A 19,344-nucleotide genomic window follows, 5' to 3' on the forward strand; every position below is an offset into this window, starting at 1 on the left:
TTCACCTTCTCTTTCTGTTGGAAATCCAGATTTTCGCGACAAACAATGCCGTCAAGCCCAAAGCAGCGTAAACGGACGACGGGAAAAGCACGCTCCCGAGAGAATCAAGGAACCGTGCATCGCTCACAGGCAGCACAACGGCAACGATCATCAGCGTGCCGTATAAAATGAGCCATGGCAATCGCTTGCTCGGTTTCCAAATATCAACCATAATAAACAGAGCCAGCGAGACGCGAACAAATGTGCCGGAAAGCCACTGGTAGATGGAGAAGAAATCAAGGTGCGAAATATAGTGCCCGAGTTGAACCAAGCGCCACTGCTCATATGCAGGGTATCGTTGATTTGCCGCCTCAACAGGTCCAAATACGGCTATGGCACCCATCAGCGGTCCCAGAATCAATCCGGCCAACAGTACATTCACCAGCATGAGAGTGCCGAAGCGAGGACGTTTGGATAAGTGCTCCTGATAAAAAAGAATGCAGATGAGTTCCAAAAGTCCCCCTGCCGCATATAGTGCGCCTTTCCATACAGGCTCCCACCCGAACTCGAAGACCGGAAACAGCAGGCTGTAATCTTTATACTTGTAGTTGGCTGTCATCACAAAATCGCCGAGCACGATCACAACCGGGAGCAAAATGCCGGTGACGATTGCAATCACGCGCAAACCGGCAAGTGCCGCCAATAGATTGCATCCGACTCCCGCAAGCACTAACGCCAAAGCCGGCGTCTGCGGCAAATAGGAGGCAATCGTCCATGTGATGGTGTCTTTTAGCGAAATGGTGCCCATAAAGAACATGTAAATCGTGAAAAAAACGAGCATACCGTTTGCCGGCAGTTTGCCGAAATGACGATACATCCAGGTTTTGATCGGTGTCCCGTTCATGTTTTTGAGAATATAAGATAAACAGGCGATCCAGACTGGCGATGCTGCCAATACGGCTAAAACGGATACCCAGGCATCCCTTTTGGAAGCAGTCAGCAGAAGCGGGATAATAATCACGTGATTCAGAATGCCTATCGCCATCAGGATCACCATGTATCCTTGCAGCAACGAAATTTTTTGATTGACCGATGCGATACTTGTCACCACTTTCAGATGAACCTCTTCTTATGCTTTCCAAATTCCCCCCTTGCTAAAACAACGTGCATGGATGGACCAATAGCATTTTAATTCAGATGAACGGCAATGAAGGCTGACGACTACGTTCGTAGTATGCGAATCCGACGAAAGGCAAGGAGTTGGACCGTTGTTGTCGAATATGTCCGTAATGTGGTCATGAAATTGCATTGAATGTGCAACAATCGGTATCGCGCATCTAGCAGCCTTATCCGCGGTTCGAGCTCGCCCGGACGCCAACGTCCGTCCTTTGATCCGATGTATGGGGGGCTTTTCCATTGGGCTTCCTCATGCCGAAAACAAGCTGCTTTCCTGGAAAACGAACAAAGAAAAAGAAGTCTGCGCTTTTTTGATCCATCACGAAGGGACGCCCGCGGATACCGCGCTCATCATTGAGTCGATTTGGCCGGGTTGCGATGTGAAAAAGGCGAAAAGCTACTTGTATACTTGTCTGTCCTACTTGCGGAGAAGCTTGCAGGAGCATGACGTCCCCATAAGCGTAGACAAAGCCGGAAACGGGTTCACGATCCGGCTGGACGGGGCGGCTGCCGATGTGACGACATTCGAGGGGATGCTGGACGACATGTTGTCCGAATTTCCCGCCAGCAGCGGCATCAACGAATCGATCTATTTGGGGTATGTCGCGCAAGTTTCCGGGCTGCGCGACAAGGCGCTCACGCACGACTTGATTACGTTACAGCCTTTCTGATGATGTGATTGTATTTTGTCGGCTAGTACTCCCAACGGAAAAACGATTATTCCCTGATCGTATTCGGGCTGGTGTGCATGTTTTTCGCCCTGTTCACCAGCACGCGCGGCGAAAGAGTGTTGTTCAGCCTGTTCGGCTCCGTTCCGTTCTGGCTGTATCTTCGCATTCAGATGGTTTCGGCGCTTGGCGCGGCATGGGATTTCTCCTGTACGTGTATACGGCGTTCCGTCCGGTTTACTCCTGATGGTTGATCCGGATCGGGTTGATATTTGGGACGGTTCTGGCGGTCTGGGCAATCGGCTTCATCCCCCGTTCGCGACGGATCTGTTTAGGCAACTGGTCACGATCTACGCCACCTTCCCGCAAAGTGGAGGGGAGCCTGTATCTGGCCGTCGCCGTGATCGCCCTGAACGTCTTTGCGCTGGTGCAAAATCTGAACGTCTATTTCGCCGTACCGGTTGATTCGGTGCCTCCGTTCGAACCGCTCGTGTACCTGCTGATGCTGGCTTTGCTCATGTCGCTTCGCTTCTCCAACGCATTCCGGAAAATCGAAGAGCTCTCCGTTCAATTGCTGAAAGCGGACAAGCTGAAAGACGAGTTTCTGGCCAGAACGTCGGATGAGTTCAAGTCGCCGTTGCACGGCGTCATGCATATCGCAAGGTCGATGCTTGACAACGCCAATCATCCGCCGACGGCGGAGCAGCGCGAGAAGCTTGAATTAATCACGAGCATCACCGGCAGGCTTTCGCAGCTGGTTTACGATATTCTGGATTTTTCCAGGCTGAAGCAAGGTGAATTGGCCGTCGATTCGATGCCGGTCGATGTCCGCCCGGCTGTCGAGATGCAGGTGCGCATCTATTCGTTTCTGTGCGCGGACCGCAACATCCGGCTCGAAAACCGTGTCCCCGAACATTTGCCCTATGCGATTGCCGATGAAAGCCGGTTCGGCTAGATCGTCGGCAACCTGCTCGGACAACGCGGTCAAGCATACGGTGAACGGGAGCATTGTCGTCACAGCGGCGGAGAATCGCAGCATGATTGAAGTTTCGGTCAAAGATACGGGGGAAGGAATCGAAGCGCAGCACATCCCGCACCTGTTCGAAGCGTTCCAATTGTTTGATGAGCGAGCGGAACGCCGGGGCTTCGGGCTCGGGCTGTCCATCGTCAAACAACTGGTCGAGTTGCTAAAGGGAACCGTAACGGTATCTTCGACGAAAGGCGTCGGCACGACGTTCACATTCACCCTGCCGATCGCAGGCAACGCGGGAAACCGATAGCAGCTTCCCTGTTAAGCGAACGTCCGGTCAAAGCACCGGAGTACGCTTTCGTGACGCCTCATTATCTGAATTAAAAAGGGAAGCATACCAGCGGTCGATCTGGAAGTGGCGTTTCTGCATTCGCAGATCAAGCCCCGCATTTTTTGTACAACGTCGTTGCATCAAGTTATACGGATGCGGAACGTTCGCGAAAATTGACCGCGGATCTGGTCGATTATTTGCGAGGCAGCTTCCGGTTAAGCCATATGGAGAAGCGGATCGCTTTCGTGAAGAGTTCAACCTGATCCGGACATACGTCGATATTGAAAAAGCGCGCTTCAAGGATCGCTTACAATTCGAGGATGTACCGGGTGAGCATCCCTCCCCTGCTGCTGCAGCCGCTCGTCGAAAACGCGATTCGGCACGGGATCGGCAATCGGATAGAAGGCGGAACGGTCAAATTGACGACTTTTGAAACGGAGGGCGAATATTGGTTTGTGATTGAAGATAGCGGTGTCGGCATCGAGAGCGAACAGCTAAGTCGACTGCCGGCTTCCGGATCGGACAGGCGTCAGGGCGTCGGCCTGCTGAACATCAACAAGCGTTTGAGACACGAATACGGCATGGATCTGCGGATGTACGGTTATGCTAGCAGACGCACTGAGATTGGAGGGAACTGATGCAACCCTTACCTTCACGGATCAGACGAAGATCGGTGACTGGCCAAGCAGGCGGTTGCTCTCGCTGTAAAAGCGGGAATCGTCAGCGGGTACGAGGACGGCAGCTTCCGACCGGATGCTCAGATCACCCGAGCGGAGATGATATCGATGATCGCAAAAACGCTGAAAGTCTCACTTAATTCGCATACAACAACGGGCTTTGCTGATGACGAAAACATTCCGAGGTGGGCAAAAGGCTCGGTGGAAACGATCCGCAAACTAGGTATTATTGACGGCCGAACGGCAGCAAATTCGTTCCGGACATTACGGCCACTCGGGTGGAAGCGGTATCCATGCTGCTAAGGTTACAGGAACGAAGCGGTTACGGGTGTTTCAAAGACGACCGAGATGTAAAGGAGATGCCCCGAGGCATCTTCTTTCGTAGCCTTGCGAGCTTCCGGATTATGCTTAGTGGTGATGAAAAAGACAACAACGGACATGGGGCAGTATAACGAATGACGACAAGTTCCAACAGGAAAAAGGCAAACCAGTTCGAAAGACTGGGACGCAAAGCCACGGGTCTTCCGCATGCTTGCAATGATCGCCGGGTTACCCTCTCTAATGCTGTCAGGAAAAGGCACGGCCTTCCGAGGGTACGTGTCTTTTTTGTTTTTCCAGAACAATCAATGAGGTGATGAAAAGATGGAGGAGCGTGCAAGTTATGCCGTAGAAGTTGATGAAGTCGTGCGTTGGAAAGAAGGCAAGATCCAAGTATTGCTGGTGGACAGCGACCCCATTTGGCAACAACGGATGGCGGGGCTTATCAATGCAGAGCCGGATATGAATATATTTCATATTGCAACAAACAAGGAATCGGCCATTCGAGCGAGTGTGCAATTGGATTTAGACGTGATGATTCTTGATCTGATACTTCATTCATCGCAACAGGATGGACTCCATACAATTTCCGAAGTTCTGAAAATGAAATCAATGCCAATCATTATCTTGACCTCCCTCTACGAGCCTGAAATCATTGTGGAAGCTGTGCTAGCCGGGGCGATCAATTATATTACCAAGATAAACTATGCTGATGTCGTAAATGCCGTAAGGGAAGCGTATCGGGGGCAACCTTCTCTTCATGCCGATGTTGCATCCATTATCCGTAATGAAATTGGGCTGGATAAGCGAAAAGAATTACATCGAATGCTGACGCCCACTGAAAAAGAGATCTTGCAGTTGATCGGTTGGGGCTATAGACAGCCGGTGATCAGAGAGTTATTAGGCGTCACAGCGAACACCATGAAATCGCACGTTCGTAACATCATTCGAAAATTCAACGCTTGCTCCATTCATGAAGCGGCGGAAAAAGCAAAACGAAGAGGCTTGTACGATCGGCATGATCGAATCATGTGTTAGCGATTCGTACTCGATTCGAGTCATTTTGCGTTCATTCGACACTTTATGAATTGATAGCGTGATGAAAAAATCACCCTCCATATTTAAGCGCTTTATAGGTAAAATGGTAGGTGCAGATGGATATTATTAGGAGGAATTTACCGGAGGTGAGAGTCGTAAAAAGCGGAACGAAGGTTGTGAAAATAGTACCTTGTCAACTTATGCCAAACTAGAAAAGAAGGGAAGATGACGATAGAAATGGAGAGTGAACAAAGTACAACGAAGTCGATTGACTGCCGAAACTGGCGGAAAACGTTAAGAAAGCATGCACAGCAAGGAGGGATTTGTGATGTCGCGGACCCGGTCTCCATTCCCTACGAGAAAGTTGAATCATGGCTAAAGTCCTATAAGGACTGGAAAGCGAGATTGAAGTATGTTCAATCCGAACTCACTTACATCCCAGAATTGACGCGCACCCTGGATATGGTTGCGGCTCATAGCAGCAGAAAACAGGAAACGGTATTGCGAACGGTCATTCGACGCATACAGATCACTGAACATGAAATCCCATTGTTGCTATCCAGAATCGGTCTGATCGACTACGCTCTCACGGCGCTCACCTCGGAAGAGGGCTTATTTGTTCGGTTGAGATATTTTGATAATCTGGCGTCCTCAGAAGCCATGAGCCGCCTGGCACTTTCCCGCCGCGCATACTTCTATCATCGGAAGCGAATTTTACGCAAAATCTACATGAAAATCAAAGATCGGACGGTTTTGCTGGATTTGGAGTCTTCTCAAGCAGATTGAATGAATTCAGAAGATTCGTTGCGCATAGATCTGTCCCAGTAATTCAATTTTGAGGATTGGAGTGCCGGAATTGCATCGAACATGCACCGAACGCTGCACCGGATGTGCCTTTTTTTGCACGAAGTATGCACACGATATGCACAGATTTCGTGTTATGATGATAGCGTGGACAGACAGTGCAGCGGTAGCAACAAGAAAACTCTGTGGTCACTCTTTATCAAGCGTCGATTCTTTCCCTGCTACCCAGCGGAAAGGATTACGGCGCTTTTTTTATTGTGTCAATGCGGTCGTCGGCTAAATCCCGGTTGCCAAGGAGCTGAACCAAGCTTAGGGCAGCACCATACATCATAGCCCGCCTAATTTCTCACTCGGTGTTGCCAGGTGAGAAAGAGGGTGAAGGTAATGTATCCCTATTGCTCTTAACTGCAAACGGCGAATTAATCGGCAAGAATGTAATCCAATTGGCCTGGTCGCAATCGCGCGTTGGCGCTCTCTGCGGGTGGGTCTTTTTTGTTGTGCTTCCTGCTTGTCGGGGAGCGTTGGCTGTCGCTCCCCCCCCTCTGTTTTGGTTTGCCATTAAACCAAAATGGAGGGACTTGAATGAAGAAGATGAATTTGCGAGATATGTATCCTTTTTTCAGGTCGGATGTATGGGTTGATGTAGATGAAGAGGTTGCCGATGAAATCCGTCGCTTTGACTTAAAAGAGAGCGCTTACAGACTGCGGACGTATCGTCATAGGGCCTATTATTCGCTGGATCGCAACGACGGGATTGAGCAGCATGTTTTATTTCTCTCGATTTCACCGGAGGAGGTTTACGAGCGCAAGCTTTCACGGCAGCAACTCTATGAAGCTATGTGTCAATTGCCGGTGAAATCAGCCAGACGGATTTATGCCCATTATTTTTTGGGTATGAGCAAAGTCGATATTGCCAGAGCCGAGCATGTCGATGAGCGGGCGGTTCGTAAATCGATCCAACGAGGCTTGAAAAAAATGGAATACTTGCTCAAAAACATGTAATCGATTCGTCGGAGGGTCCGATTTTCCTGCCAAAATGAACGGTTATATAGAGGACCATGTTCAGACAGCGGCTGGTTGCAACCAGCCGCTGAATTCTCCATGAAAGGGGTATGTGACGATGCATCCGATTTGGTTTCGAGATGATGAACACGAGAGATTTTACGTTCAGATGTTGGATGCAGAGAAATGCAGCGATGGCTACCACCGGGCACTGTTCTATACATTGGGCATTTCCCGAGAAACCAGAAGTCATATCCGCGATTTATATGATTTCTCTAATGGCGGCATTAAGCCCGAAGGTCTTTCGGCCCCATGGCAAACCGGCGGTACCATCCGAGTGTGTCGGCTCGCCTTTAATTTATGGAACGGCTGGACCGAAGCAGGCGACGAACGTTACTCCACTCCCCACGAATTATTCGATTGCAGCTATGCCCCCTATTTTTTTGAAGCGATTCGTCTTCGTTACCCTGATTATTGCCAAAGTAACGAGAGAACGATCAAACGGCTGGCCGAACAAAACCGCTGAATGTCTGCCGACATTGGGAGTTGAATGGAACGATGAAGGAGATTAAAACGAGGAATGTTGTGAAGGACATTAAACGTTTGGAAAGATTCCCAAACGTGTTGCATCGTGTAAAGCGTTCAAGCGCTCATGCCAAGCGGCAAGTTGATCATGACAAGACGACTTCCCAGTCTCCAGTTGAATTTGCTCAGCGCCATTCCGCAGCGGCTACGAAAAAAACAATACGTGCCCAAATGGGGATGAGTGTGCGTATCAACAAGAGATTGATCCGGCACATTCTAAAAAGGAAGCCGTTTCCAGACGGTGATTCTGTCACAAGTCAGAGTCCGATTGATGTTCATACGGAGTCATCGATTTCGCGTACACCGCGACTTGCCCGTAGGATACGTCTGCGAAAGCCGGTTGATGGAAAATACATCTTGTCTTCTGGCTCGCATTCAGGAAAACAACGATTTATACGGAGCCGGGTCAATGCCCGGCTTCTGCATCGTTCTCGAACAGGCAGCTATCCTGACTGGATGCAAAAACGGGATATCGGCCCTCTAAAACCGGTCGGGAAGAAGGAATCATTCTCCGCCGCGGTATCTCATTCAGCAAATGGACGCGTGAAACCGTTAACCCGAGTCCCGTCTACTATAATGAAACAATCAGGTCATACGATCAAACGGAAAGCGCGAAATTTCAAGACGTTAGCGCCATTTATAAAAAATGGGCATCGGCTAGATCACGCTAACGATTATTCGGATGCTTCAACTGAAGGGAGAATGGATGCTGTCAAGGAAGCTCATCGGGCTGCGCATATGGCGATATCAGCTCGCCGGTCCATTCAAACCGCGCGTGCAGCCGCGAGATTGAATCGCCTTATCGTTAAATTGCTTGTAAGAGCCACTGCCTTGCTTGTCAAGGGATTGACGGCGCTTCTGGGATTCAGCGGTTCGGTAATTGTAGTTTTGTGCATTATCATGGCGGTAGCCGCTGTCATTTCCTCTCCGTTCGGTATCTTTGTGTCTGGTGAAAATACGGATGCCGATGTAAAGCCGCTTACCCGAATCGTTCAGGAAATAGACGATGAATTCGCCGCCCGAATTGCAGATATGCAGCGATCCGCTGGCCATGTAGACCGGGTGGAATATCATTATCCCGGCAGCGCGGACAACACTAGAATTGATAACTGGATGGACATTATCGTCGTCTTTGCCGTGAAGACCGTCACAGATGCGGAAAACGGAATGGATGTGGCTACGCTTGATGCAACAAGAATCGGTATCATTCGATCGGTGTTTTGGGATATGAATTCGCTGGAATCTCGTGTTGAAACGATAGAACATAAGGAAACGGTTACGGTAGAACATGAGGACGGGAGCACCAGCGAAGAAACGATTACCCGATATGAGCGCATTTTGCATATTACCGTCACTAGCCAAACTGCGGAGCAACAGGCAGATATATATCGCTTTACAAATGAACAGATGGAATTAATGAAGGAAATGCTGTCCGAGGAGTTCCGCCCGCTCATGTATGCAATACTTGGAAAAGGTGCGGATATTGGTTTGACGCCGGAGCAGCTTGATTTGGTTCAACAGCATTTGCCCAAAGGCGAACTGGGCAGTGAAGCCGTCAAATTGGCGCTGACTCGTCTAGGCGATCCTTACAGCCAACCGAAGGCCGGGCAGGGTAATTATACGGATTGCAGCTATCTCGTCCAATGGGTTTATCGTCAGCTAGGTATTAGCTTGCTGCGAACCGCAGCTGAGCAGGCCAGATTTTGCGTGGAGAATGGCCTTACAGTAGGCGCGGCCGACTTGGTTCCGGGTGACCTTGTGTTTTGGAGCTACGAGCGTAATGGTAGATTTATGGATATTACTCACGTTGGGATTTATGCGGGTGATGGCAAAGTTGTAGATGCTTCCTCAAGTCGCGGGCAGGTGGTGTTTCGGGACTTGTTTGATTCGGATAAGCAAGTGTTGTTTGGAAGGCCGAGTCTTTCTGATTCTTCACAACAAAATTCCTCCCTGTCGGCAGAAAAATAGCGAAAGCAAGAACCAACTTTAAAAAATGGTGCAACGGAGCGGATGTGACAAAATGGCCGGGTTACGAGTGAACGCTCATTTTTGTATTAATTTGGTTTATTTCCTGCATTCGGGTCTGCAACAAAATCAGTCCTATAGTCTATATATTTTCATTCCCTTACCATACCAGACGAAGCATGATGAAGATCGTGACAATGGAACATCCAGTTCCCTTCATTATCTGCTTCGAATGCAACAACGTACTCTTCCCCCGGCTTCAAATTCACCGTATCCTTAATAACGGAGGACCCTTCAAGCGGTTTCCCGTTTTTGTTTAGGCCTTGGAAGAAGTGCCCGTATAGGTGCATCGGATGGTCGTCGCTTATTGAGTTATTGACACGGTGAACTTTGACGGTATATCCTTATTTGATGTTTATCGGAACGGTATCCGCAGTAGTAGATGTCGTCTCTTATGTAGCAGTTTGATTGGATTTACGAAAAAAGTCATTTGTAATATGTATGCGGTGTGCCGAAGCCTTCTTCTCCTGTGTAATGACATGCGAGGCAATGGCGAGCTAACCGAATAAAAGCAGTCCTATCCAAACAACGATAGAACTGCTTTGCTTTACTTATGATCTGCTGTGCCGATTGGGTTATGGTTTAACTCCTTTTATAACGGCAGAGGCAAGGTAATCTTCCACCTTCGACCCAGGAACCCAATCTTTAATAAACGCCCTCGATTCCTCTTTCGGTTCGACCACCACATCCTTAAATCCACTTTGCGTTAGCATCGTTTTCAGCTCGTCAACGGACGAGGCCCCCGATATGCACCCCGAATAAAAAACATCCAAGTCGTTTTTGATTTCCGCCGGAAGCTCTGCCGTCATCACGACATCGGAAACGGCCAGACGACCACCGGGGCGCAAAACGCGGAACGCTTCATGAAACACTTGCTGTTTATCCGGAGAAAGATTGATGACGCAGTTGGAAATGATGACATCCATCGTTTGATCGGGAACAGGCAAATGCTCGATTTCCCCTAGCCGAAAATCGGTGTTCGTGAATCCTCCTTTGACGGCGTTATTGCGGGCGCGACTTACCATTTCCGGCGTCATATCGACCCCAATCACATGGCCGGTTTCCCCTACTTGTCGGGACGCCAAAAAACAATCGAAACCGCCGCCGCTGCCGAGGTCCAATACTACTTCTCCCGGTTTAAGCTCCGCGATGGCTTGCGGATTGCCGCAACCAAGACCAAGGTTTGCACCGTCAGGAACAGCGGTTAATTCTTCGGATGAATAGCCCAACTGCGAAGAAACGTCATCGGCCGATCCGCGGCAGCTTGAAGCTGGCGAACAGCACGAACCCGACTCCACTTTTTGTAAGGCGATTTCTTTATACCGGCTGCGTACATTTTGGCGAATTTGATCGTTCGTTATTTGATTCATGAATCTTCTCTCCTTCAACTTTTTTATCAAATCAGCAGTAGCTAGGGGTGCAACAAGCTGCTGTGTTTGCAATCGTGAGTTGCCGTCTCCAAAGGAACCGGCTCGATAACTCCGTGGGATTTTGCCATTTCCAAGCTTCCCGTGCCGAGCGCTCTATTTCACGCTGCTCCTGTTTCATAAGGTATTCCGTGGCAAACCAATTCAAGTTCATGGGAACTTGCCTCCCTACAAGTCATTTTTCACAAAACGTCGTAGTTTGCGAACAACGTATTTCGCGTCCCGCCCCACCCCCTTAATGTGGCGGAAGCAAAGGAACGCTGTCCTTCCAAGCCGACATAATACAGTCCCGGAACAGAAAGACTGATTTCGGCGGTCTGTAGCGGTTTCCCTTCGGCATCCAGCGCCCCGAGAGGGTGAAGGTAAGACAGATCGGGGCGATACCCGGTTGCAAAAATGACGGTTGCTACCGGTTCTTTCGTTCCGTCTGTCCAAACGACGCCATCGGAATAAAACGAGGTAAACATCGGCCGTTGGTCCGGCTTCCCAGCCTCTAGTCTTGCTCGGTAATCGTCCAAATCGGCAACGGAACTCGGACTTGGAGGCTTTTTGCCAAATCGCCAGAATGGAAAGGTATCTAAGCCGACAGCTCTGATCCAAAAATGAAGATCTATTCCCAATACTTTTGTTTTCGTAAGCTGAACGGGCCGAAGAACGGCGAGCAATGTATGGCTGCTGTCGGCAAGCTCTATTGCAATTTGAACCGCAGAATTTCCGCGCCCGACGACGACCACTCGTTGCCCACGGTAACGATCCGGATTGCGGTACGCGGAAGAGTGAAGGACTTCTCCTTGAAAGACTTCCTTTCCGTTTATGTTCGGCGTATAGGGATTATGAAAGGAACCGGTCGCATTGATGATCGTTCTCGTCAGATGACGTCTCCTGCAGCCGTTCGGATCGAAAAGCAGTTGTCGGTTTTCTCCACGGCAACAACCTTCTGATTCGTCCGGATCGGCAAGTCAAAACGTTGGTCATACGCCTTTAGATACTGAATCACCTCGTTTCGCAACGGGTAATGGGTCGCAGCTCCGGGTATCTTCATGCCTGGCAATGAGGATAACCGAGCTGGCGAAAACAGCTTTAGACTATCGTAATAGTGTGGCCAAGAACCGGTTGCCTGTTCGCTTGCTTCCAGGATCACAAATTGCAGCCCATTCTTCTTCAAGTAATATCCGGAAGCAAGACCGGCTTGCCCACCCCCGATAACTATTCCATCGAAAATCGCTGACATTCCAAGTCCTCCTTAGAATATTTGCAAAATGCAAGTATTATAGGAAAAAGATCACCCACAAGAAGGGGTGGAACAGCATTGGCCGGTTTTCGCCATCGCTTCGTTTAATAGCTTGATCGAGCGAATGACGGTATCTTTTTCAAAATCGTTCATGTGTGAGAAAATTTCGTTTAAATAGTCATTCATTTGCTGGTCAATCGACGCCGCAACATATTTTCCTTCTGTCGTTAAGGAAAGCAGCTTCACCCGCCGGTCATCGGGATCGGGCGTTTTCTTCACTAATTTCATCTTGATTAACGACTGGACTTGTCGGCTGAATGTCGTGATATCGGTCCCTAATGCCTCTGCTACTTGCTGGATGGAAGGCTTGTGTTGGCGATCAATTTCGTAAAGAATATGGCTTTGAATTAAGGAGATGTCGCAGCCACCGGCAGAACAGCAGTTTTTATTCAGAAAGCCAAAGCGACGAGTCATGATTTGAAATTGTTCACGTACATTTTCCACGGCGCCTCACCTCATGAAACAGTTATACAACAAATGATTGCAAGTTGCAAGTGTTTAATTTATCTGCAATGCAAAAAACAGGAACTCGGTTCTTAGACAGGATTTTTAAAATTTCATTTTTCGTATTGACTTTTTCCCATACATAAATAACAATATGGTTATATGGTTTTGGTGTGGGGTGATTATCACGACAATGGAATTTGAAAAGATAGCAGATATTCTGAAAGCTCTTGCCGATCCGACAAGGCTGAAAATCCTTTCTTTGCTCCGTGTTCGCGATTGCTGTGTGTGTGAACTGGTTCCCATCTTTAACATTTCCCAGCCAGCCATTTCCAAACATGTAAGCCGTCTAAAAACGGCGGAACTGGTCCGCGAAACGAGAAAGGGGCAATGGGTGTTTTACTCCATCAATGAGAAGCGGTTAGAGGAAATTGGTTATGCTCTGTTCCACTTGCCTGATCTATCCGAGGATCTGCGGGAATTGGAGCAACAAGGACTAACGGTTATTTGCGAGTAAAGGGGGTGTACAGCAAGTGTGTAAACAAGAGAAAAAGCGACTTTCATTTCTGGATCGCTATTTGACGTTATGGATTTTTATTTCGATGGCGATAGGAATTGGCTTGGGCTACGTATTTCCCAACTTTGTTGCCGGTTGAATGAATTTCAAGTCGGAACCACATCGATACCGATTGCGTTTGGCCTTATTTTAATGATGTATCCGCCGCTGGCGAAGGTACGATACGAAGAAATCGGTCGTGTCTTCCGAAATGGCAAAGTGTTAACCATTTCATTGATTCAAAACTGGCTCATTGGCCCGATCTTAATGTTTTTCCTGGCTATTATTTTCCTCCAAGGCTATCCGGAATATATGGTCGGCCTGATTATGATCGGTTTAGCTCGTTGTATTGCAATGGTCATCGTTTGGAACGATTTATGCAAAGGGGATGCTGAGTACGCGGCGGGACTCGTTGCTTTCAACTCGATCTTTCAAGTTTTGTTTTATTCCGTCTACACCTTTATCTTTGTTACGATTTTGCCGGGATGGTTCGGGGTGGAAGGTGTCGTTGTTGACATTACGATGGCCGAAGTTGCCAAGAGTGTGTTCATTTATCTAGGGATACCGTTTTTGACCGGAATGATTACTCGCTATTCTCTTGTAAAAGCAAAAGGACGGTCCTGGTACGAAACGGTCTTTATTCCGAAAATCAGCCCCATTACGCTGATCGCGTTATTGTTTACGATCATCGTCATGTTCTCGCTGAAAGGCGAAATGATTATCCAATTGCCGTTCGATGTCGTGAGGATCGCGATTCCGCTATTGATTTACTTTGTCGTCATGTTCTTGATCTCGTTTTTCATGGGCAAAAAAGCAGGGGCTGGTTATCCGGTGACTTCTACACTGGCTTTTACCGCCTCGGGGAATAACTTCGAGCTGGCGATTGCCGTTGCCGTCGGGGTGTTTGGTATTCATTCCGGCTCAGCATTTGCGGCCGTCATCGGTCCTCTTGTGGAAGTCCCCGTGATGATTGCCTTAGTCAACGTCGCGCTCCGATTCCAGCGGAAGTATTTTTCAAAGCAAGCAGCTTAATATAAACAGGAGGACTCATCATGTCAGAAAACAAAAAACTCGTTTATTTCCTTTGTACAGGAAACTCTTGCCGCAGCCAAATGGCGGATGGCTTTTTGAAGGCTCTCGGTACTGATCGCTACGAAGTAAAAAGCGCCGGGTTAGAGGCACATGGGCTGAATCCCCGTGCCGTCCAGGTGATGAAGGAAGCTGGCGTCGATATTAGCAGCTATACATCTGATGTCATCGATCCGGAGATTTTGAATCTGGCAGACTATGTGATTACGTTATGTGGCCATGCAGACGAACATTGTCCGGTGATTTCGAATAAAAACGTCGTGAAATGGCATTGGGGCTTCGATGATCCGGCCAAGGCGACCGGCACCGAGGAAGAAATCATGAGCCAATTTCGAGCGGTTCGGGATGCGATTAAGTCGCGTATCGAAAAGTTTCTAGCCGAAGGTCGGTAAATTTGAACGGGAATGTAAAGTTGTAGACTAAACATTGTCATTACTCCATGGGCAGGATTAAATGAGTAAAGAAAGAAATGTATCCTCACCCTTAAGCCCATTCTCGTCTACATGAGGAGTGGTTTAGGATGGATTGCTGTACATGTTAAAGCTTCTGCTTTAGAAACCATTCATCCCGACAACTCTTATTTATTTTGTTCGAACTCTGCTTACGCAACCGTATATTATAGTGGGAATCATTCGCAATCATTTGCCGAGGATGACTTGAAAGTGGCTGTGTAACAGAAGAATCCGAGCATGGGCGTGTCTGTATGTTACTGTTTCAGTTGGACGAGAGAGCGCCTCGCAGTCGATCTCATTTTTGCTTAGATAAACGATAAGATTGTTAGAACACTTTTTTATTTATCCGCTCGACAATCATGGTAACGCTGAAGTGCAAGTTGCATAGCCATTCACCTCATTTCGTCTTTAGGGCGATTTCAAATGAGATTAGGCTATGTCCTTGCTGGATCAGCCTTTAAACTGGTGATCACTTCTTTTTGAGACTCCTTGTTTGATAACGCCGCGCATTCACGGAAAGCAAAATGTTTACAACCTAGACATTTATTCAAATCCAGTTGCAATAGCGCGAAGTTAAGTGCCTCACCGGTATGTCCAAAAAAATGTTCAGCCCCAATCAGCGTATACAACCCTGTTCTCTTCAATACATCTAAAGGCTGAGCTTGAATTCCGGATACAAGAATAATCCCACCAAATTTCTCGAAATGCTTCACCAAACTGGAAAGATTTGATTCACCCGTCGTATCCATAAAAGGTACTTTTCCCATGCGCAGCAGTAACACTTTCGGTCTTAGATGAATCGAATCCATAATGGACTTTTCAAACATGTTCGCGGCGCCGAAAAAGAGGGGGCCTTCGATGGTATAGATCCCAATTTGTGGACAATCGTGGCCTTCGGTCACCATATGAGCTTTCACTTTTTCATGTTTAACTGTTGGGTCAGGCAATACCTTGGAAACCAATAACCCATCACTCATTCGTTTCACAAACAGTATAACAGCCAAAATTAATCCGACTTCAACGGCAGTCGTTAAATTCGTAAAGACCGTTAGCAAAAAGGTAATGAGAAGGACAAAAGAATCGCTCGTTTTGATTTTTAAGACGTGGGCAAATTCTTTTCGTTCGCTCATGTTCCAGGCAACCAGCATTAGAATCGGTGCCATACTAGCAAGTGGGATCTCTGATGCATAAGGTGCAAACAAAATGAGCACCAGCAATACAACAATACCATGTATAATACCTGACAGGGGTGAGATCGCACCGTTTTTGATATTGGTTGCTGTTCGTGCAATGGCTCCTGTCGCTGGTATGCCTCCAAAAAGAGGGGTTACCATATTGGCGATGCCTTGCCCAATCAGCTCCCGATTGCTGTTATGACGACTGTCGGTCATGCCGTCGGCAACAACCGCCGATAATAAAGATTCGATGCTGCCCAACATGGCAATAGTAAAGGCGGGGCGAATCAAATTTTCAATGCGATCCCAGGTTAGATCAGGGAAATGAAAATGGGGTAGGGTGCTTGGAATAGCTCCAAATGACGATCCAATCGTTGCAACTTCCCCTTTAAAGAATACGGTCGCCACTATAGTGGATACGATAAGCCCTACCAAGGAACCAGGGACCTTCGGTAAAAATTTCGGTGTTAGGAGGATAACTGCCAAACAGACGACCGCTGTGATAATACTGTAGAGATTCGTAGTTGCGAGATGCGTTACAATTTCCTTCATATTTGGTAGAAAATTCTCATGTTTCTCGATACCGCTCAAACCTAAAAAGTTGGCAATTTGTCCGCTGAAGATTATGACGGCAATTCCAGCGGTAAATCCGATGGTTACAGGGCGAGGAATAAATTTTATCAACGCACCGAGTTTAAATAGCCCCATGAGAACAAGAATAATTCCCGCCAAAAATCCTGCAAGCAATAAATTTTCGTATCCATATTCCATGACGATCGCGAAAAGGATCGGAATAAATGCACCGGTCGGGCCGCCGATTTGAAATTTAGAACCCCCGAACAAGGAAATACAGATACCGGCAACGATGGTGGTATAAATGCCATATTCCGGTTTTACACCAGCCGCAATAGCAAACGCCATCCCTAATGGAATGGCGATAATACCAACAATGAGGCCTGAAATGATATCCTTGCGGAATGCGGCCGCATGGTATCCTTCAAATCTTCCCGTCCATTTCATCTGAATTACCTTCTCTTATTCATATATTTGATTATTTGAATATAAGTGAAATGTTACTCCTGTCATCGAATAATGTCAATCATAATAATCTCGTGTCGCTCCGCATGTTTCCGGCTGCAAAACAAAAAAACAAGGAGATCCTTGATGTTACTCATGGAACCCCTTGTTTTTCAGTTTAAGATTCATTTCGAATGACCTCAAGTAATGAAATGGCATCAACGAGATGATTATCGAAGATCTGCTTTGTGACTGCGAGTAGATCTTTAATCAACGGGTCACGTAACGAATAAATGACAGAAGTACCATCCTTTAAGCCCGTCACCACATTTTTATTTCGCAATACTGCCAACTGCTGAGAAACGGCTGAACCCTCTGAGCCTAAAATACTCTGTATCTCATTTACGTTTTTATCTCCTTCACTCAGAACCTCCAGGATTCGAATCCGCATGGGATGCGCCAGCGCCTTAAAAAAATCGGCTTTAAACTGTTGGATATTTTGGTTCATTGCTAACGCCTCCTTGATCACTATACTTTTGAATATATGAATATCATAACACAACTTTACCCAAAAACATTCTGGAAAGAAGGGCATACCGGCGCATGGATTGTGATTTGGTTGCCTATACAATACACTTTATATTCAAATACCTAATTATTTGATTAAAATAACATAAGGAGTGGATACGAATGCCGGACTCTACGAGTAATGACTGATCACATCAAGATTCGTCATCCTCGCATGAATTGACTACACCTTTCATGCAGGAAAGCAGACAAACCGCGGCTTCGCCCAAGGCGAGCAAAATTGTGCGACTAAAACAATTGCATTGTCCAAAGCGGAAGGGGAAGTATTCCGTTGGGTGATGCGAACCATACCCAATTTGAAAGAATCTCTGATTTGTGTTCGATGGTAGGTGATGGAGCGACCCGCCCAATCGTTTTTGGGCGTACAGCTCTGCCGGTGACTCGACCTGCTCTGCTATGTATGGAATGACTGCTTTGGGCACTTCGAATTTATGGAAGGGGAATCGCGCTTCATATTGGAAATGGAGTTGTCAAAAAAAGTGCAGTTTGAAAACACCCTCATACAGAAAACCCGTTACTAAGCTGCCTGTGACAGCATTCTTTCGCGATAAATAGCTGGGGGCCAGCCCCTGGATTAGAGGTGTAGATCCGCTGTCTGTTGTAGTAGACCATGATGTATCTGAAGATGATCGATTTAATATAGGCCATCGGATAGCGCTCCGTGTTGATCTTGTACAGCTTTTCTTTCTTTAGCGTAGCAAAAAAGCTTTCCATCCTTGCTTTGTCAAGCAACGCCCTGTGCCGCTCATGCTCTGAATGGCATCTCGTTTTGCTAGACGCTCTCGGAATGCATGGCTTGTGAATTGACTGCCTCGATCGCTGTGAAATATCATTCCGCGAGCATTCTTTGCTTTACAAGCGTTCTCAAAGGCCTGAATGCAGAGTTCCTTGCGCATGTTGTCGTCCATGGCGAGGCCCACGATCTCGCCGTTGAAACAATCCAGTACCGCGCATAGATATAACTTGCCGTCTAAACAAGGGACTTCGGTGATATCCGATAGCCACTTTTGGTTGGGTCCTGAGGATTTGAAGTCTCTCTGGATTAGGTTCTCGCTCTTGTGAGCTGCGGCATCCTCGCATGTAATACCGTTTGGATGACGTTTGGTTTTCTTCAGCAGGCCATGCTTCTTCATGATTCGGTAGACGGTGCTGTAGCTGGTCGTGATCTCTATTTGGGACAGCGCCAGCAGAATACGCTGGACACCGTAATTTCGGTTGTCTTCATGCTCTCCAATGATGTCTTTGATTTTGACCAGAAGAAGTTGCTGCCGCTCCTGTTTCGGTGTGGGCTTCAAGCTACGGTAATAGCCCGATTCGCTGACAGCAAGTACTTTGCACATTTCCTTGACGGTCCACTGATCCCGTCGTTCACGGATGTAAGCATAGAGCTGGCATGCCTTTACCGCTTCCGGTCTTTTGCGAAAAAACCGAGTGCATCCTTGAGAATTTCATTCGCGCGGCGCAACTCGCCTATCTCTCTTTCTAATTCGATTTCACGCGCAGTCTTATCGGCAGATGCATAAGCGCGTCCGCTCCCGATATGCGCTCCGTCACCGTGCAGGATTCTTCGCTTTCTCCATTCCTGCAAGGTATAGTAGGATACACCTAACTGCTCGGCGGTTTTCTTGGGTCCAATCTCATCGCTCAATCTTACTGCTTCTTCTTTGAATGCTTTGTCGTATCGATTCATTGTCTCTCGTCCCCTCGTCAGCTTTCATTTTATTTCATATGA

General features: G+C 47.6%; 19 protein-coding genes, 3 pseudogenes and 1 riboswitch. Of the genes and pseudogenes, 13 read left to right on the top strand and 9 right to left on the bottom strand.

Features of this window, described 5'->3' with window-relative positions; translation table 11 throughout:
* Window position 1: 1 nt before the first annotated feature.
* Window positions 2–1,090 carry a GerAB/ArcD/ProY family transporter gene (locus tag FRY98_RS22580; RefSeq protein ID WP_249043506.1) on the bottom strand — a complete coding sequence of 363 codons (1,089 nt, stop codon included), beginning with the start codon at window positions 1,088–1,090 and terminating at the stop codon, window positions 2–4.
* Between the two features lie 376 nt (window positions 1,091–1,466).
* On the opposite strand from FRY98_RS22580, the gene FRY98_RS22585 reads away from it, so the two are divergent.
* From FRY98_RS22585 to FRY98_RS28690, 10 genes are all read left to right on the top strand, one after another.
* Entirely contained in the window at window positions 1,467–1,826 is a 360-nt protein-coding gene (locus tag FRY98_RS22585) for an AfsR/SARP family transcriptional regulator (protein WP_127486793.1), read from the top strand.
* A 262-nt stretch (window positions 1,827–2,088) separates the two neighbouring features.
* The gene (locus FRY98_RS22590) at window positions 2,089–2,778 is read left to right on the top strand and encodes a sensor histidine kinase (RefSeq protein ID WP_148456414.1); all 690 of its coding nucleotides are present in this window, start codon (window positions 2,089–2,091) and stop codon (window positions 2,776–2,778) included.
* Window positions 2,759–3,103 (top strand): sensor histidine kinase, encoded by a 345-nt coding sequence (locus tag FRY98_RS22595; RefSeq protein ID WP_127486797.1) that lies wholly within the window; start codon window positions 2,759–2,761, stop codon window positions 3,101–3,103. The genes FRY98_RS22590 and FRY98_RS22595 overlap by 20 nt, the downstream gene beginning before the upstream one ends.
* Before the next feature lie 350 nt (window positions 3,104–3,453).
* Window positions 3,454–3,762, top strand: coding sequence for a sensor histidine kinase (locus tag FRY98_RS22600; RefSeq protein WP_158289675.1), 309 nt, complete (start codon window positions 3,454–3,456; stop codon window positions 3,760–3,762).
* 39 nt (window positions 3,763–3,801) lie between these two features.
* Window positions 3,802–4,104 (top strand): S-layer homology domain-containing protein, encoded by a 303-nt coding sequence (locus FRY98_RS29520; protein ID WP_407669440.1) that lies wholly within the window; start codon window positions 3,802–3,804, stop codon window positions 4,102–4,104.
* A 168-nt stretch (window positions 4,105–4,272) separates the two neighbouring features.
* A riboswitch (cyclic di-GMP riboswitch) is annotated at window positions 4,273–4,358 on the top strand.
* An 85-nt stretch (window positions 4,359–4,443) separates the two neighbouring features.
* Window positions 4,444–5,157, top strand: coding sequence for a response regulator (locus FRY98_RS22610; protein WP_127486801.1), 714 nt, complete (start codon window positions 4,444–4,446; stop codon window positions 5,155–5,157).
* Between the two features lie 225 nt (window positions 5,158–5,382).
* The gene (locus tag FRY98_RS22615) at window positions 5,383–5,943 is read left to right on the top strand and encodes a hypothetical protein (protein WP_127486803.1); all 561 of its coding nucleotides are present in this window, start codon (window positions 5,383–5,385) and stop codon (window positions 5,941–5,943) included.
* A 600-nt stretch (window positions 5,944–6,543) separates the two neighbouring features.
* The gene (locus tag FRY98_RS22620) at window positions 6,544–6,963 is read left to right on the top strand and encodes an RNA polymerase sigma factor (RefSeq protein ID WP_110843131.1); all 420 of its coding nucleotides are present in this window, start codon (window positions 6,544–6,546) and stop codon (window positions 6,961–6,963) included.
* 118 nt (window positions 6,964–7,081) lie between these two features.
* Window positions 7,082–7,489 (top strand): DUF6075 family protein, encoded by a 408-nt coding sequence (locus FRY98_RS22625; RefSeq protein WP_110843132.1) that lies wholly within the window; start codon window positions 7,082–7,084, stop codon window positions 7,487–7,489.
* A gap of 32 nt (window positions 7,490–7,521) precedes the next feature.
* The gene (locus FRY98_RS28690; RefSeq protein ID WP_211373348.1) at window positions 7,522–9,516 is read left to right on the top strand and encodes a C40 family peptidase; all 1,995 of its coding nucleotides are present in this window, start codon (window positions 7,522–7,524) and stop codon (window positions 9,514–9,516) included.
* Window positions 9,517–9,668: 152 nt separating this feature from the next.
* Here the strand turns inward: FRY98_RS28690 and FRY98_RS22635 are convergent.
* The 4 genes and pseudogenes from FRY98_RS22635 to FRY98_RS22650 form a co-directional block, all read right to left on the bottom strand.
* Window positions 9,669–9,953 (bottom strand): annotated as a pseudogene (locus FRY98_RS22635) (multicopper oxidase domain-containing protein); the annotation flags it as partial.
* Window positions 9,954–10,148: 195 nt separating this feature from the next.
* Complete coding sequence (locus FRY98_RS22640) at window positions 10,149–10,943, bottom strand: arsenite methyltransferase (RefSeq protein WP_110843133.1); 795 nt, start codon at window positions 10,941–10,943, stop codon at window positions 10,149–10,151.
* Window positions 10,944–11,168: 225 nt separating this feature from the next.
* A pseudogene (locus tag FRY98_RS22645) lies at window positions 11,169–12,231 on the bottom strand (NAD(P)-binding domain-containing protein).
* Between the two features lie 51 nt (window positions 12,232–12,282).
* On the bottom strand, window positions 12,283–12,735 hold the full coding sequence (locus FRY98_RS22650) for a MarR family winged helix-turn-helix transcriptional regulator (RefSeq protein ID WP_110843134.1): 453 nt from the start codon (window positions 12,733–12,735) through the stop codon (window positions 12,283–12,285).
* Window positions 12,736–12,928: 193 nt separating this feature from the next.
* Between FRY98_RS22650 and FRY98_RS22655 the strand changes: the two genes are divergently transcribed.
* The 3 genes and pseudogenes from FRY98_RS22655 (at window position 12,929) to arsC (ending at window position 14,772) form a co-directional block, all read left to right on the top strand.
* The gene (locus FRY98_RS22655) at window positions 12,929–13,252 is read left to right on the top strand and encodes an ArsR/SmtB family transcription factor (RefSeq protein ID WP_110843135.1); all 324 of its coding nucleotides are present in this window, start codon (window positions 12,929–12,931) and stop codon (window positions 13,250–13,252) included.
* Between the two features lie 85 nt (window positions 13,253–13,337).
* A pseudogene (gene arsB / locus FRY98_RS22660) lies at window positions 13,338–14,323 on the top strand (ACR3 family arsenite efflux transporter).
* A 20-nt stretch (window positions 14,324–14,343) separates the two neighbouring features.
* Window positions 14,344–14,772 carry an arsenate reductase (thioredoxin) gene (gene arsC / locus FRY98_RS22665; protein WP_110843136.1) on the top strand — a complete coding sequence of 143 codons (429 nt, stop codon included), beginning with the start codon at window positions 14,344–14,346 and terminating at the stop codon, window positions 14,770–14,772.
* Window positions 14,773–15,266: 494 nt separating this feature from the next.
* On the opposite strand, the gene FRY98_RS22670 is transcribed toward arsC, so the two are convergent.
* From FRY98_RS22670 to FRY98_RS22695, 4 genes are all read right to left on the bottom strand, one after another.
* Window positions 15,267–17,027, bottom strand: coding sequence for a SulP family inorganic anion transporter (locus FRY98_RS22670; RefSeq protein WP_110843137.1), 1,761 nt, complete (start codon window positions 17,025–17,027; stop codon window positions 15,267–15,269).
* Between the two features lie 175 nt (window positions 17,028–17,202).
* Complete coding sequence (locus FRY98_RS22675) at window positions 17,203–17,532, bottom strand: ArsR/SmtB family transcription factor (RefSeq protein ID WP_036684721.1); 330 nt, start codon at window positions 17,530–17,532, stop codon at window positions 17,203–17,205.
* Window positions 17,533–18,301: 769 nt separating this feature from the next.
* Window positions 18,302–18,988 (bottom strand): IS3 family transposase, encoded by a 687-nt coding sequence (locus FRY98_RS22690; RefSeq protein WP_110843138.1) that lies wholly within the window; start codon window positions 18,986–18,988, stop codon window positions 18,302–18,304.
* A gap of 23 nt (window positions 18,989–19,011) precedes the next feature.
* On the bottom strand, window positions 19,012–19,302 hold the full coding sequence (locus tag FRY98_RS22695; protein ID WP_110843139.1) for a transposase: 291 nt from the start codon (window positions 19,300–19,302) through the stop codon (window positions 19,012–19,014).
* Window positions 19,303–19,344 lie beyond the last annotated feature (42 nt).

It is taken from the genome of Paenibacillus faecis (genome assembly GCF_008084145.1).
Taxonomy (GTDB): Bacteria; Bacillota; Bacilli; order Paenibacillales; family Paenibacillaceae; genus Fontibacillus; species Fontibacillus faecis.